Here is a 13,500-nt window from a genome sequence, read left to right on the forward strand (position 1 = left end):
GGCCGGGCGCGTGCCGGAACCGGTCCGTGTGGGAACGCTTCACGAATGGATTTCGTGTCTTGGCGACTTTCCTGGCTTTGCCGGGCCTTTGGCGGGATGTCCGCCGATCTTCGGCTCTGGCCGGATCGCTGCCCGAACGATCATTGCCCGAACGTTTGCGCGACCTTGCCCCTGGTCTTACCAGTGTGACGGGTGGCGGTCAACGCAGCCGATGGATGCGATGCAGGCATAGGCCGATGGTTGCCTTGCGGCACATTGTCCGGCCTTATCGTCGGATCCCCAATTCCCTTCAGGAGGCTTGCCGCCATGCCGTTGACCCCGATCGAACAGGCCGACGCCGGCCCCGAGGTGCGCGCCGTCTACGAAGACATCAAGGCGGCGCGCAATGTCCCGGACGTGAACAATTTCTGGAAGATGATCGCCCACCACCCGCCGACCCTGGCGCGGACCTGGGACAGCCTGAAGGAGGTCATGGCCCCCGGCGCGCTGGATGCGCTGGTGAAGGAGATGGTCTTCGTCGCGGTCAGCGTCACCAACAACTGCCAGTACTGCATCCGCTCGCACGAGGCGGCGGCGCGACGGCTGGGAATGACGGATGCCCAGTTCGGCGAGTTGATGGCGGTGGTGGGCATGGCCAACGAGACCAACCGGCTCGCCGTCGGCTATCAGGTGGAGCTGGATGAGCGGCTGAAGTGAGGTGCTGTCAGGCGGCCCGCGCCCGCGGCACCGGCGCCGACCGGTCCAGGCGCCGTTGCGGCAGGCCGTTGACCAGATCGCTGCGGACGGTGAAATGGGCGATGCTGCGCCCGTCGCCCAGCTCTTCGCTGGCGATCCGTTCGACCCTGACCTCGACGTCCCAGCCGATGCGCGCCCAGGCGGAGCGGATGCGGTTGGCCAGCTCGCGGGCGCCGCGTTCGCTGAAGCCATCGAGTCGGCCGCCCGACGGGCCGGGGTGGAAGCGGGGATAGGGCTGGGGCATGGGCGGGGTCTCCTTGGCTTGGGCGGCGCGCTGAAACGAAAGGCGGGCCGCTGATGCACAAGGAATAATCCATAATGGACTTATTCTGACATGAAAACCTGATACCGGAACGGTATGCCGCTCAGGGTTCCTGCAGCCCGACGACGGTGTGCAGGGTGTCGAGTTCCTCCAGGGGCACGGCGAATTCGCGGTCCGCCGGATTGTATTCGCGCAAGACCACGGCCTCCGGGCCGCGGCGGACGAACTCCTTCACCAGCACGGCCTTGTTGCGCTTGACAACCACCACCCCGGCGCCTGGCGCCGGCGGCTTGTGCGGGTTGACGTGCAGCAACTGCGCCGGGCGGAAGCGTGGCATCATCGATTCGCCCACCACGTACATGGCGTAGGGATCGCGCGCATTCTTCAGGTAATCCGGCCGGACGATCCAGTCGATGGGGCCGTCCTCCAGGAACATCTCCTGATCCACCCCGCCGCGGGCCGCCGCCCGCACCGGCATGGAGGCGGATTTTCCGGGCTGCTGTGCAGCCGTCGCCGGTGTTCGCACCAGCGGCGGGGCCGTGGCACGGGACGGCCGCGGCATCGTACCGCCGGCGGCTCCGACCGGAGGAAAGTCGAGGCCGAGCAGGGCTGCCGGCTCCACCCCCAGGGGATGGGCGAGCTTGACCGCCCAGTCGACGGTCATCTTGCGCTGGCCGGTCTCGAGCTTGTTGATCTGGGGCTGGGAGGTGCCCGCCAGTTCAGCCAGCCTCTCCTGGCTCAGTCCGGCGGCCTGCCGCAGTTCGCGCATGGTGGTCATGCGGCTTTCATACCAAAACGGCTTTGGAAAGTCCAATGCCATGGAATAAATCCAGTTGCGAGCAGAAGCCGGTTTGGTCTAAACCATTGCGGTATGACGCTCGACGACTGGCTCACCAGCACCGCAACCAAGGAAGAGGCCTTCGCCGCCCTGATCGGGACGAGCCAGGCGACGGTCAACCGCTACCGCCATGGCCGCCGGGTTCCCCGTCCTGCCGTGATGGTCCGCATCGTCGCCGTGACCGGCGGACAGGTGACTGCGAACGACTTCCACGGGCTGGCGGGAGGGGAGTAGGACGCTCCGCCAACGAAAAAGGCCCTCTCCCGGCGGGAGAGGGCCTTTTTCGGAAAACGTGTCCCTTACGAGAACAGGCTCGACACCGACCGTTCCTCGCTGATGCGCATGATCGCTTCGGCGAGCAGCGGGGCGATGGTCAGCTGGCGGATGTTGCGCGACCCGCGCACCGCCTCGGTCGCCTGGATGCTGTCGGTGGTCACCAGCTGCTCCAGCGGCGACACGGCGACGCGGGCGACCGCACCGCCGGACAGGACGCCATGGGTGCAGAAGGCGTGGACCGACTTGGCGCCGGCTTCCATCAGCGCCACCGCGGCGTTGCACAGCGTGCCGCCCGAGTCGACGATGTCGTCCAGCAGGATGCAGCGGCGACCATCGGCATCGCCGATGATGTTCATCACCTCCGACACGCCGGCGCGCTCGCGCCGCTTGTCGATGATGGCGAGGTCGACGTCCAGCCGCTTGGCCAAGGCGCGGGCACGCACCACGCCACCGACGTCCGGCGACACGATGGTGACCTCGTTGATGTCCGCGAAGGACTGGCGGATGTCCTTCTCGAAGACCGGGGCGGCCATCAAATTGTCGGTGGGGATGTCGAAGAAGCCCTGGATCTGGCCTGCATGCAGGTCCATCGTCAGCACGCGGTTGGCGCCGGCCTGGGTGATCAGGTTGGCGACCAGCTTGGCCGAGATCGGCGTGCGCGGACCGGTCTTGCGATCCTGCCGGGCATAGCCGTAATAGGGGAGGACCGCAGTGATGCGCCGGGCCGACCCGCGCCGCAGCGCGTCGATCGTCACCAGCAGTTCCATCAGGTTGTCGTTGGCCGGGAACGACGTCGACTGGACGACGAACACGTCCTCGCCGCGCACGTTCTCCAGGATTTCGACGAACACCTCCATGTCGGAGAAACGGCGGACGCTCGCTTTCGTCAGCGGCACGCCGAGACAGGTGGAGATCGCCTCGGCCAGCGGACGGTTGCTGTTGCCGGCAAGCACCTTCATCGGGGTCGGCTCTCTTTGCAGGGGTACGGCTCAAGGCACGCCCGCGCGCTTGCGCGCCGCCGGCCCTTGAAAACGGGGCGGACCATAACAAAGGGTCGTGCGCATGTAAACGTTCCATGACGGTCGGGGATTCCCTCATCGGGGAATGCCGCCCTGCGCGGGCGGCATGACCATGGTGCCGCCGCCCGCCCGTCCGCGCCGGATCAGCCCTGCAAGACGATGGCCGAAAGACCGCGGCCGTAATCCGCCTCGCCGCGCAGGCAGGAGCGGCGGTAGCTGAAGAAGCGGTCCTCCTCGGCCACCGTGTCGTTGGGGCAGCGCTGGATCACCGTGACCCCAGAGTCGCCGAGGCGCCGGGTAACAAAGGCGGCCAGATCGAACAGGAAGTGGCCGGGCTTGCGGGACGGGGCGAAATAGTCGCGGTTGCGCTCGTCCTCCTCCTCGAACGGGGCGGGGAACTCCGGCCCCACCTCGTAGGAACGCTGAGCGATGCAGGGACCGATGCAGGCGACGATGCGGCCGGGCTTGGCCCCCAGCTCCACCATGCGGGCGACGGTCGCCTCGACGACGCCGGCCTTGGCGCCCTTCCAGCCGGCATGGGCGGCGCCGATCACCCGCGCCTTGCTGTCGGCGAACAGGACGGGTGCGCAGTCCGCGGTCAGGATGCCCAGCGCGATGCCCGGATTGCGGGTGGCCATGGCGTCGGCCCGGGGCGCCGTGTCCGGTGTCCACGGCTCCTCCACGACGACGCAGGTCGGGCTGTGGATTTGATGGCAGGTGACGAGATGGCCGGGCGGCACTTCCATCCGGGCAGCGGCGCGGGCGCGGTTCTCATGCACCGCCGCCGGCGAATCGTTGGATCCGAGCCCGCAGTTCAGCGAATCGTACAGTCCGGTCGAGACGCCGCCGGTGCGGGTGAAAAAGGCGTGGCGGATATGGGTGATGTCGTTCAGCGCGCCGAGTGTGATCACGAACGCCGTCCTTCCCTGTTCAATGGCTCCCGATGCCCGATGGGGCAGGGGGCCGCGATGCACGGTCCGCCCGGTTGGTTGTTGCGGCGGTTATGGTGCGGTGTCTCCAACCCCGGCTTCGTCAGCCTCGGGGGCCGTCTCCCCGGCCACGCCGGTCAGAAGCCGGCCGGCGGGGCGTCGGTGAAGGCTCCGGGCGTGGCCAGTGCGACCAGCTTGAACAGCCTGCCCATTTGCGCCGGATCGATCAAGCGGTCCAGCGCGCCGCCGATGTCCCGCGCCTGATCATGCCTGGCCTTGGCCGCCAGGGCGGCGGCCCTCTGCCGGATGCCCAGGCGGGTCAGCCATTCCCCCTGCTCCACCGGGCCGAAGCACTGGGCGCCGCCCTGCTTCGCCGCGGCGGCGATGGCGGCGAAATCGACATGCGCGGTCAGGTCGGCCTCGCCCGGCGCCTCCAGCACGGGCGCGAAGGCGTGGCGGCGCAGCGCCTGCAGCGTGTCGCCGACCGCCGGGCCATCGGCATGGCCGTAGTCGATGGCCAGCGCCGCGCCGGGCGCCGCCGCCAGCCGGGCGCCGATGGTCCGGGCCACCGCCTGTGATGCGGGGGAAACCTCGACCACGCTGCCCTCCGGTGCGTCGCGCAGGGCGTCCGGCACCAGCCGGCTGCCGGAACTGCCGAAGGCCTCCAGCACGAAGCGGAAGCGCGGATCGGAGTCGCTGCTGTCCGGCTCCAGATCCACCAGCCGCTCGAACCAGCCATGATTGGTCTTCTGCACCTGACGGATCGGCAGGGCGTCGAAGAACTCGTTGGCGATCAGGATGGTCGGGCCGTCGAGCACATCCTCCAGCCGGTCGTGCCACTGGATGGCGTCGCCCAGAATGGGCTGCAGGGTCTGGCGCTGCCGCTCGCGCATGGCCGGGCTGGTCTCCACCAGATGCACCGTCGCGTTGTCGCGGAACAGCGGCAGCACCGCCGCCGCCCGCAGCGCGTCGGCCATCAGCGTGCCGCGGCCGGGACCCAACTCGACCAGATGGAAGGGACCGGGGCCGCCCAGCCGCGCCCAGCTGTCGACGCACCACAGCCCGACCAGCTCGCCGAACATCTGGCTGATTTCCGGCGCGGTGGTGAAGTCGCCGCCGCTGCCGAAGGGATCCCGGCGCATGTAGTAGCCGAAGCGCGGATGGCCCAGCGCCTCCGCCATGAAGGCGCCGACGCTGAGCGGCCCGTCGATCAGGATGCGGCGGGCCAGCAGGCGGGCCAGTGCTCCGTCTCCCGCGCTTTCTTCTCCGGCCATGGCGTCAGGCCGGGATGGGGTGGCGCCGGCCGCGCAGGACCAGCCACAGGCCGATCGCCACCATCGGCAGCGACAGCAGCTGACCCATCGTCGCCCCGGCGAACAGGAAGCCCAGCTGCGGGTCGGGCTCTCGGAAGAACTCCACGACGATGCGCGACAGGCCGTAGCCGATCAGGAACAGCCCGCCGATCGTGCCGGGCCGGTTGCGCAGCGCCGGCGTGCGGATGGCAACCGCCAGCAGGATGAACAGCAGCAGCCCTTCCAGCGCCGCTTCGTAGAGCTGGCTGGGATGGCGCGGGACCTGGAGCGGGTCGCGCGGGAACACCATGGCATAGGCGAAATCCGGCGCCGGCCGGCCATACAGCTCGCCATTGATGAAGTTGGCGATGCGGCCGAAGAACAGGCCGATGGGGGCGCAGGCCGCGATGATGTCGCCGAAGACGAAGGGCGAGATGCCGCGGCGCCAGCAGAACAGCCCGATGGCCGTCAGCACGCCGACCATGCCGCCGTGGAAGGACATGCCCCCATGCCAGACCTGCAGGGCGTCCAGCGGATTTTCCAGATAATAGGGCAGATTGTAGAACAGCACATAGCCGAGCCGCCCGCCCAGGATGGTGCCGATCACCGCCCAGGTCAGGAAATCGTCGAATTCCTCCGGCTTGGGACGCCGGTCGGGATCGAGCCGTGCCAGCCCCAGGCAATAGCGCCAGCCCAGCACGAATCCGGCCAGATAGGCCAGCGCGTACCAGCGGACGATGACGGGGCCGACGGCGAAGGCCACCGGGTCGATGGTGGGAAAGGCTACGACAGGCAGGGCGGCGAACATGGGGGCTCCGGTCAGCGATACGGGTCGGGCTGCGACAGGAAATCCTGCACATAGCTCCGGACACCCTCTTCCAGCTCGGTGAAGGGCTGGTCGAATCCGGCGGCGCGCAGGCGATCCGTCGTCGCCTGCGTGAAATATTGGTATTTGCCGCGCAAATGCCCGGGCATGTCGAAGTACTCAATCCGGGGGGGCAGCCCCAGCGCGGCGAAGGTCGCCAGCGCCAGATCCCTGAAGCTGCGCGCCTTGCCGGTTCCGACATTGAACAGGCCGCTCACCTCGGGATGGTCGTGCAGCCACAGCATCACGGCGACACAGTCGTCGACATGGATGAAGTCGCGCAACTGGCCGCCATCCTCGAAACCGTCCTTGTGCGACTTGAACAGGCGCGCCGGCTCGCCTGCCGTCAGCTGCGGGTGGAGCTTGGCGACCACGCTCATCATGTCGCCCTTGTGGGCCTCGTTGGGACCGTAGACGTTGAAGAACTTCAGGCCGGCCCATTGCGGCGGCACCAGGTCGCCGCCGGCCACCGAGCGGGCTATCCGGCGGTCGACCAGATGCTTGGACCAGCCATAGGCGTTCAGCGGTCGCAGCCGTGCCAGCCCCTCGCAGCATCCGTCATCGTCGAAACCGGCCGATCCATCGCCATAGGTTGCGGCGGAGGAGGCGTAGATCAGCCGGCAGCCGCGCCAGGAACACCAGCGCCACAGGTCCAGCGTCAGCGCCACATTGTTGGCGACGATCTTGTCGACGTCCCGCTCGGTGGTGGCGGAGATGGCGCCGAGATGGAAGACGGTGTCGATCTCCGCCGCATGCTGGTCGAGGAAGGCCAGCGTCTGTTCGGGCGGCACCAGGGCCGCGACCTCGCGCTTGGCGAGGTTCTGCCACTTCTCGCCATCGCGGAAGCGGTCGACGACCGCCACGTCGGTGATGCCGCGCGCAGCCAGCGCCGCGACAAGGTTGGACCCGATGAAGCCGGCCCCGCCGGTGACCACGATCATACCGATGTCCCTGCTGTCCGCTGCGGCCCGAAGTCCCAGCCCTTATAGGCAGTGGCGGAGACGGTCGCAAGCGTCGGGGCATGTCGTCCCGGGGCAACGGGGCAACGCAGTTTTTGCGCAATATCAGGAAAGAATGCGCCGCATGAACTTTGTAAGGGTTGCTCCCAGCTGGCCGGCTGCTCGGGAGAGATGTGAGCATGACCAACGATTGGTGTCCGTTAGCATAAGGAAAGCGACCATGCATTTCTCCCCTCTTGCGTCCGTTGCCGCAGCCTTGCTGGTGCTGGCAAGCATGTCCGCCGCTGCCGAGACCTTCGCTACCAAGGATGAGGCGGTGGCGATGGTGGGCAAGGCGGTCGCCCATCTCAAGTCGGCCGGCAAGGATAAGGCGTTCGCCGCCTTCAACGACAAGAATGGCGGCTTCACCGACCGTGATCTCTATGTGGTGGTCTATGATTTTTCGGGGCGCTGTATTGCCCATGGTGCCAACCTGAAATTGATCGGCAAGGATCTGATCGACGCTCAGGATATCGATGGAAAACTCTATGTGAAGGAACGAATCGAGCTGGCGAACTCCAAGCCGAATTTCTGGCAGGATTACAAATTCACCAACCCGACGAATAAAAAAGTCGAACCAAAGCAGATGTACTGTGAAGTCGCTGCTGAGAACATCGTTTGCGCCGGAGTCTACAAGCAATAACAATAAATAAAGTCGAAAGGTGGCTACGATGACGCTTTCGAGAAAGCTTGTGGCTTATTTCATGGCTGTGGCGGCAGCCGTGGCCGTTTTGGGTGGCGTCCAGGTCTTCGCCCTGTCTGCGGTCGAAGGGCAGGTTTCCACCATGCTGGCCCGCGCCATTGCGGGCTCCGGCCGGGCCGCCGAATTTTCCCAGGCGTTGGCCGTGCACCGCAAGCTGATGTACGAACTGGTCGCCCAGATGTCGGTCCAACTGCCGGAAGACCGCATCGAGGCGGCGAAGCAGCGGGTCGTCCAGGCGGGCGGCAGCATCGTCGACAATGGAACTGCGCTGGCCGCCGGATTGACCGACCTCGACAGCGAGGGGCTGGCCCGCACCCTGAACGAGGCGGTCGGCAAATACACCGCCCGCAGCGCGGATCTGATCGACATCCTGGATGGCGACGTATCCACCACCCTGGCTTTCATGGGCGGGCTGGAGAAGCAGGCCAACATCCTGGCCACGGCGGTTTCAGAGATTTCAACGCTCTACAATGGTCTGGTGCAGGAGGCGGAGCGGCAGACCGAAAGGTCGATCGCGGTCTCATACGGTGTCGTGCTGCTTCAGATCCTGCTGTCGATGGTGGTTGTCTGGCTGCTCTACCGGTTCACGCAGCGCGACATCGCCCGGCCGCTCGCCCATCTCGCCGCCGTCGTGCGGGAGTTGTCCGGGGGGCGGATCGGCATGGCGGTCGACGCGGCCTTGCCATCAAGGCGGGATGAGATCGGCGGCATCGCCGCCGCGATCCATATTCTGGCAGGGCATGTCGCTGATCGCCAGCGCATGATGACGGAAAGCGAAGCCAGCAGTGCGGTACAGCGGCGGCGCGCCGATCAGATCGCCGATCTTTCGCGGCAATTCGATGCCACATCCAAGACCGTCATCGACGAAACCATTTCCGCGGTCGGGCAGTTGGGCCGGACATCGCGGGACATGGCGGTGATTGCCGACCGCACCACCAGCCAGACGTCCGGGATGGCCGCGACGATCGACCAGGCGGCGGCGAATGCCCGAAGCGTGACGGTGGCGGCGGAGCATCTGGTCGAATCCATCGGTGCGATCGGAAACCGGGTGGTTCAATCGGCGGAGATCGCTCGTTGTGCAGCCGCCGACGCCCGCCGAACCGACGAGTTGATCGGGGGGTTGACCAGGGCGGCCGAGCGGATCGGGATGGTCATCCGGTTGGTCGGCGAGGTGGCCGGCCAGACCAACCTTCTGGCATTGAACGCGACCATCGAAGCGGCGCGCGCCGGTGAGGCGGGCAAGGGCTTCGCCGTGGTGGCCGGCGAGGTGAAGTCGCTTGCCGGCCAGACGACCCGGGCGGCGGCGGAGATCGCAGACCATGTGGCGGCGATCCAGAACGCCACCGGCGAGGCGGCAGCCGCTCTGCGCGACATCGTGGGAACCATCGACGGCATGAGCAGGAACTCGAGCGAGATTGCTGCCGCCATCGAGAACCAGACGGCGATGACGGGCGACATCCTCGTCAACATCCGGCAATTGCAGGATGGAACCGGGGAGATCGCGGTCCAGGTCGGCGGCGTGATGGATGGCGCGACCCGCACGGAACAGGCATCCCGTTTGGTGAACGGCGCGGCCGAGAGCTTGCAGCAGCGGGCCGACCAGCTCGATCGCGAAATCGCCAGTTTCCTCAGCGGGGTGCGCTGCGCCTGAGTTGCTGCCGGGGCTTTCCGGGGAAGGAAGGTGCCTTCCCCGGTGCCGGTTTCGGAAGTTTACCGTGTCGACCGGTTCGCCGCGCTCACCAGTGCCCGCAGGCTGGCGGTGACGATGTCGGCATCGATGCCCACGCCGAACAGGGTGTGCTCGCCGCTCTTGACCTCGACATAGGCGCAGGCCTGGGCATCCTCACCGGCGCCGATGGCATGCTCACGATAGTCGACGACATGCAGGTCGGTGCCGCAGCCCTGGCGCAGGGCGTCCAGGAAGGCGTCGATCGGGCCGTTGCCCTTGCCCTTTGTGGTGACGATCTCGCCGTTGCGGCGCATCACCACGCTCATGACTCGGGCGCCCGAGTTCGGGCCGCGCGGCTCGGTCGAATGCTCGACCAGTTCCAGCGGGCTGTCGGCTTCCAGATACTCGGTCTTGAAGGCGGCATGGATGTCGGCGGGCGACAGCTCCTTGCCGGTCTCGTCGGCGACGCGCTGGACGACCTTGGAGAACTCGATCTGCAGGCGGCGCGGGATCTGCAGGCCGTAGTCCTTTTCCAGCACATAGGCGATGCCGCCCTTGCCGGACTGGCTGTTGATGCGGATCACCGCCTCGTAGCTGCGGCCCAGATCCTGCGGGTCGATGGGCAGGTACGGAACCTCCCACTTGCCGGTGTTGGACTTGGTCAGCGCCTTCAAGCCCTTGTTGATGGCGTCCTGGTGCGAGCCCGAGAAAGCGGTGAACACCAGTTCACCGGCATAGGGGTGGCGCGGGTGGACCGGCAGCTGCGTGCAGTATTCCGACACGCGGACGATCTCGTTGATGTCGTCGATGTTCAGTTCGGGATCGACGCCCTGGGTGAACATGTTCAGCGCCAGCGTCACGACGTCGACGTTGCCGGTGCGCTCGCCATTGCCGAACAGGGTGCCCTCGACGCGGTCGGCACCGGCCAGCAGTCCCAGCTCCGCCGCGGCGACGCCGGTGCCGCGGTCGTTGTGCGGGTGCAGCGAGATGATCGCCGATTCGCGGTTCTTCATCGTCTTGCAGAACCACTCGATCTGGTCCGCGTGGACGTTCGGCATCGACATCTCGACCGTCGAGGGCAGGTTCAGGATGATCTTGCGCTCAGGCGTCGGCTGCCAGACTTCCATGACCGCCTCGCAGATCTCGACGGCGAAGTCCAGTTCGGTGCCGGTGAAGCTCTCCGGCGAATATTGCAGGACGATCTCCGTCTCCGGCGTCTGGTCGGCCAGCTGCTTGATCAGCTTGGCTCCCTGGACGGCGATGTCGACGATGCCCTGGCGGTCCAGCCCGAACACCACGCGGCGCTGCAGTTCGGAGGTCGAGTTGTACAGATGGACGATGGCGCGCTTGGCCCCCTTGATGCCCTCGAAGGTGCGGCGGATCAGCTCCTCGCGCGCCTGGGTCAGCACCTGGATGGTGACGCCGTCTGGGATCTTGTTGCCGTCGATGACCTCGCGGCAGAAGTCGAAATCGGTCTGCGAGGCGGCGGGGAAGCCGACCTCGATCTCCTTGAAGCCCATGCGCAGCAGCAGGTCGAACATCGCGCGCTTGCGGTCCGGTCCCATCGGCTCGATCAGCGCCTGGTTGCCGTCACGCAGGTCGACCGAGCACCAGACCGGCGCCTTGTCCAGCGTGCGCGACGGCCATTGGCGATCGGTCAGCTGCACCTGCGGGAAGGCGGCGTATTTGGACGGGGATTTCGGCAGGGCCGGGATGTTGGAAGAGGCGCTGGTCTGGGCAGTGGTCTGGGCGGCGGTGCTGGTCTGGGTGGCGGTGCTCATGGCGTCGTTCGGCTCCAGTGGCGGCCCCGGGCATGTCATCTGCGCGGACGGGGCGTCGGATCGGATTTCAAAGGCGAGGGACCGGCGAGGAGTACGGCCGCGGAGCCGCCGGATGTGGCTCGACGACCGTCGGTAAGTCGCAGCCCCGGCCCCGGCCGGGCGACGCCGATACCGGCGTCTTTGCAGACATCGCTCATGGAACAGACACTTCGACCGATGGAGACGGATGACGAACGCGACAAACCCGGACGCTTAAAGCGCCGGGCCGAGAAGTCGAAGAAGGGCGTTCGTGCGGTCGATGGTGATCATGGGTCGCACTGTGCGCAGGTGCGGCAAGGCTGTCAAGGGTGGATTCCCGTTTCCCGGATTATCGGCATGCCCCGCAACCGGTACGGCCTGCATCGCTCCTGCGCATCGGCCCCGGATCAGCCCCAGATCAGACGATACAGCGTCGGCAGCAGCAGCGCGGTGGCCAGCCCGTTCAGCCCCATGCCGAGCCCGGCGAACGCGCCGGCCACCTCGTTGACCTGGAGGGCGCGGGCGGTGCCGATGCCGTGCGCCGCCACCCCCATGCCGAATCCGCGGGCGCGCCAGTCCTTCACCCGGACGAGGTTCAACACCCAGGTACCGAAGGTGCCGGCGACGATCCCGGTGATGATGACAAACACCGCGGTCAGCGACGGCAGGCCGCCTATCTGTTCCGACACGCCCATGGCGATGGGCGAGGTGACCGACTTTGGCGCCATCGACAGGACGGTCACCATGGAACCGCCGAACGCCCACACCAGCGCCACCGCGCTCAGCGCCGAGGCGGCCGACCCGACCAGCAGCGCCACCACCAGCGCCAGGGCCGAACGTCGCACCTCCTCGAACTGGTTGTAGAGCGGCACGGCAAGCGCCACCGTCGCCGGACCCAGCAGGAAATGGACGAATTGCGCGCCGTCGAAATAGGTGCGGTAGTCGATGCCCGACAGCGTCAGCACGCCGGCAAGCAGGATGACGGCGATCAGCACCGGGTTCAGGATCGGCCGCCGTCCCAGCTTCTCGAACAGCCACAGGCCGATCTGGTAGGCGACCAGGGTCAGGGTCAGCCCGGCCAGCGGAGACGCCGACAGATAGACCCAGATTTGGTGGAGATCGGCGCTCATGGCCGCTCTCCGTCCGCCGGTTCGTCTTTCAGGCCGACGTCGGTCCGGCGCAGCAAGGCGGCCATGATCTTCGCCGTCACCGCCACGCCGAACAGGGTGCTGCCGAACAGGGCGACGACGATGGGCAGCGCCTCCGCTTCCAGCCGGGCGGCATGGACCATGACGCCGACGCCCGCCGGCACGAACAGCAGCGACAGGTGGCGCAGAAGCCCTACCGCCGTGTCCTGCACCGCAGCCGGCACGCCGCCGCGCAGCAACAGGCCGCCGAACAGCAGCAGCATCCCCAGGACGGGGCCGGGAACCGGCAGGTGCAGCAGACGGGCGACCAACTCGCCGGCCAGCTGGCAGAGCAGCAGTAGCGTCAGGGTTCCGAGCATCGCGGACTCCGGTGGAAGGGGCTCTGAGCGTCCTTCTACCGCAGCCGCGAAGTCCGCGGGCTGCATTCCGCGAATGCGAGCATCGCGAATAGGTCGAGGGTGAGGGGGAGAGCTGCGGCTGTCTATTGCAGCTTGCTGCGCGCGTGCTGGGCGCGGCGGACGATGGACTGGGCCTCCACTGTCACTTCCTTCTTGCCGAACAGGCGCAGGAAGATGGCGTTGACGGTGGCGTGGGCGCTGACCGTCAGGGTGCCGGCGGCCGTATCCTCCGCGATGGTCAGCGGCGACAGGCTCGACCCGAGGAAGCCGTTGGGGAAGGCCTTGTCGAAGAAGCTTCTGATATGGCCATCGCGCTGGGAATCGAACATCACCCGCCCGCCAGCCAGCGCGGCGGAGTCGACGGCCTGTGACAGCCTCGCTTCGACCGCATAGCTGCGCAAGGCGTCGACGGTGCAGCCTGCGCCGAGCGCGGTCGGGATGGCGAGGATCAGGGCGACCACCAGCAGCAGGTGGCGGCCCGTCCGCCGGTCTTCGTGCCCGCCATAGGGCAGGGGACGATAGACCAAAGTCATTGCCGGCCTCCCAAGCAAATATCTATGCGAAAAGGA

At 67.0% G+C, this 13,500-nt stretch carries 15 protein-coding genes; 4 read left to right on the plus strand and 11 right to left on the minus strand.

Annotated features, from left to right (window positions below):
• Nucleotides 1-306 precede the first annotated feature (306 nt).
• The gene (locus AL072_RS07780; RefSeq protein ID WP_045580812.1) at nt 307-696 is read left to right on the plus strand and encodes a carboxymuconolactone decarboxylase family protein; all 390 of its coding nucleotides are present in this window, start codon (nt 307-309) and stop codon (nt 694-696) included.
• A gap of 7 nt (nt 697-703) precedes the next feature.
• Here AL072_RS07780 and AL072_RS07785 read toward each other — a convergent pair whose 3' ends face one another.
• Both AL072_RS07785 and AL072_RS07790 read right to left on the minus strand, forming a co-directional pair.
• Nucleotides 704-979: a hypothetical protein gene (locus tag AL072_RS07785; RefSeq protein WP_045580811.1), complete on the minus strand. Its 276-nt coding sequence runs from the start codon at nt 977-979 to the stop codon at nt 704-706.
• 121 nt (nt 980-1,100) lie between these two features.
• Nucleotides 1,101-1,775 (minus strand): XRE family transcriptional regulator, encoded by a 675-nt coding sequence (locus AL072_RS07790; RefSeq protein WP_045580810.1) that lies wholly within the window; start codon nt 1,773-1,775, stop codon nt 1,101-1,103.
• 93 nt (nt 1,776-1,868) lie between these two features.
• Between AL072_RS07790 and AL072_RS07795 the strand changes: the two genes are divergently transcribed.
• On the plus strand, nt 1,869-2,069 hold the full coding sequence (locus AL072_RS07795; protein ID WP_045580809.1) for a helix-turn-helix domain-containing protein: 201 nt from the start codon (nt 1,869-1,871) through the stop codon (nt 2,067-2,069).
• Between the two features lie 65 nt (nt 2,070-2,134).
• On the opposite strand, the gene AL072_RS07800 is transcribed toward AL072_RS07795, so the two are convergent.
• The 5 genes from AL072_RS07800 to rfaD all read right to left on the minus strand — a co-directional run bounded on the left by AL072_RS07800 (nt 2,135) and on the right by rfaD (nt 7,157).
• Nucleotides 2,135-3,070: a ribose-phosphate pyrophosphokinase gene (locus AL072_RS07800; protein ID WP_045580808.1), complete on the minus strand. Its 936-nt coding sequence runs from the start codon at nt 3,068-3,070 to the stop codon at nt 2,135-2,137.
• 203 nt (nt 3,071-3,273) lie between these two features.
• Complete coding sequence (gene pgeF, locus AL072_RS07805; protein WP_045580807.1) at nt 3,274-4,041, minus strand: peptidoglycan editing factor PgeF; 768 nt, start codon at nt 4,039-4,041, stop codon at nt 3,274-3,276.
• 155 nt (nt 4,042-4,196) lie between these two features.
• Complete coding sequence (locus AL072_RS07810; RefSeq protein ID WP_045580806.1) at nt 4,197-5,333, minus strand: class I SAM-dependent methyltransferase; 1,137 nt, start codon at nt 5,331-5,333, stop codon at nt 4,197-4,199.
• Nucleotides 5,334-5,337: 4 nt separating this feature from the next.
• A complete protein-coding gene (gene lgt, locus AL072_RS07815) occupies nt 5,338-6,159 on the minus strand; it encodes a prolipoprotein diacylglyceryl transferase (RefSeq protein ID WP_045580805.1) in 822 nt (273 codons plus the stop codon).
• Between the two features lie 11 nt (nt 6,160-6,170).
• On the minus strand, nt 6,171-7,157 hold the full coding sequence (rfaD, locus tag AL072_RS07820) for an ADP-glyceromanno-heptose 6-epimerase (RefSeq protein WP_060721697.1): 987 nt from the start codon (nt 7,155-7,157) through the stop codon (nt 6,171-6,173).
• A 238-nt stretch (nt 7,158-7,395) separates the two neighbouring features.
• Between rfaD and AL072_RS07825 the strand changes: the two genes are divergently transcribed.
• Complete coding sequence (locus AL072_RS07825; RefSeq protein ID WP_045580804.1) at nt 7,396-7,857, plus strand: cache domain-containing protein; 462 nt, start codon at nt 7,396-7,398, stop codon at nt 7,855-7,857.
• A gap of 79 nt (nt 7,858-7,936) precedes the next feature.
• On the plus strand, nt 7,937-9,568 hold the full coding sequence (locus AL072_RS07830; protein WP_158511048.1) for a methyl-accepting chemotaxis protein: 1,632 nt from the start codon (nt 7,937-7,939) through the stop codon (nt 9,566-9,568).
• 59 nt (nt 9,569-9,627) lie between these two features.
• On the opposite strand, the gene leuA is transcribed toward AL072_RS07830, so the two are convergent.
• From leuA to AL072_RS07850, 4 genes are all read right to left on the minus strand, one after another.
• Entirely contained in the window at nt 9,628-11,367 is a 1,740-nt protein-coding gene (gene leuA / locus AL072_RS07835) for a 2-isopropylmalate synthase (protein ID WP_082108827.1), read from the minus strand.
• Nucleotides 11,368-11,792: 425 nt separating this feature from the next.
• Entirely contained in the window at nt 11,793-12,515 is a 723-nt protein-coding gene (locus AL072_RS07840) for an LrgB family protein (protein WP_045580803.1), read from the minus strand.
• On the minus strand, nt 12,512-12,892 hold the full coding sequence (locus tag AL072_RS07845) for a CidA/LrgA family protein (protein ID WP_045580802.1): 381 nt from the start codon (nt 12,890-12,892) through the stop codon (nt 12,512-12,514). Before AL072_RS07845 ends, AL072_RS07840 begins: the two co-directional genes overlap by 4 nt.
• Nucleotides 12,893-13,014: 122 nt before the next feature.
• Nucleotides 13,015-13,464, minus strand: a complete 450-nt coding sequence (locus tag AL072_RS07850) for a pilus assembly protein TadG-related protein (protein ID WP_045580801.1) — start codon at nt 13,462-13,464, stop codon at nt 13,015-13,017.
• Nucleotides 13,465-13,500 lie beyond the last annotated feature (36 nt).

The sequence above is a fragment of the Azospirillum thiophilum genome (assembly GCF_001305595.1).
Taxonomy (GTDB): Bacteria; Pseudomonadota; Alphaproteobacteria; order Azospirillales; family Azospirillaceae; genus Azospirillum; species Azospirillum thiophilum.

What these genes read in the sequence shown, in the direction of transcription:
- AL072_RS07790 (WP_045580810.1), bottom strand. Translation starts at nt 1,775, where the DNA reads ATGACCACCATGCGCGAACTGCGGCAGGCCGCCGGACTGAGCCAGGAG.
- AL072_RS07840 (WP_045580803.1), bottom strand. Translation starts at nt 12,515, where the DNA reads ATGAGCGCCGATCTCCACCAAATCTGGGTCTATCTGTCGGCGTCTCCG.
- AL072_RS07780 (WP_045580812.1), top strand. Translation starts at nt 307, where the DNA reads ATGCCGTTGACCCCGATCGAACAGGCCGACGCCGGCCCCGAGGTGCGC.
- AL072_RS07825 (WP_045580804.1), top strand. Translation starts at nt 7,396, where the DNA reads ATGCATTTCTCCCCTCTTGCGTCCGTTGCCGCAGCCTTGCTGGTGCTG.
- AL072_RS07785 (WP_045580811.1), bottom strand. Translation starts at nt 979, where the DNA reads ATGCCCCAGCCCTATCCCCGCTTCCACCCCGGCCCGTCGGGCGGCCGA.
- AL072_RS07800 (WP_045580808.1), bottom strand. Translation starts at nt 3,070, where the DNA reads ATGAAGGTGCTTGCCGGCAACAGCAACCGTCCGCTGGCCGAGGCGATC.
- AL072_RS07850 (WP_045580801.1), bottom strand. Translation starts at nt 13,464, where the DNA reads ATGACTTTGGTCTATCGTCCCCTGCCCTATGGCGGGCACGAAGACCGG.
- lgt (WP_045580805.1), bottom strand. Translation starts at nt 6,159, where the DNA reads ATGTTCGCCGCCCTGCCTGTCGTAGCCTTTCCCACCATCGACCCGGTG.
- AL072_RS07845 (WP_045580802.1), bottom strand. Translation starts at nt 12,892, where the DNA reads ATGCTCGGAACCCTGACGCTACTGCTGCTCTGCCAGCTGGCCGGCGAG.
- rfaD (WP_060721697.1), bottom strand. Translation starts at nt 7,157, where the DNA reads ATGATCGTGGTCACCGGCGGGGCCGGCTTCATCGGGTCCAACCTTGTC.
- leuA (WP_082108827.1), bottom strand. Translation starts at nt 11,367, where the DNA reads ATGAGCACCGCCACCCAGACCAGCACCGCCGCCCAGACCACTGCCCAG.
- AL072_RS07795 (WP_045580809.1), top strand. Translation starts at nt 1,869, where the DNA reads ATGACGCTCGACGACTGGCTCACCAGCACCGCAACCAAGGAAGAGGCC.
- AL072_RS07810 (WP_045580806.1), bottom strand. Translation starts at nt 5,333, where the DNA reads ATGGCCGGAGAAGAAAGCGCGGGAGACGGAGCACTGGCCCGCCTGCTG.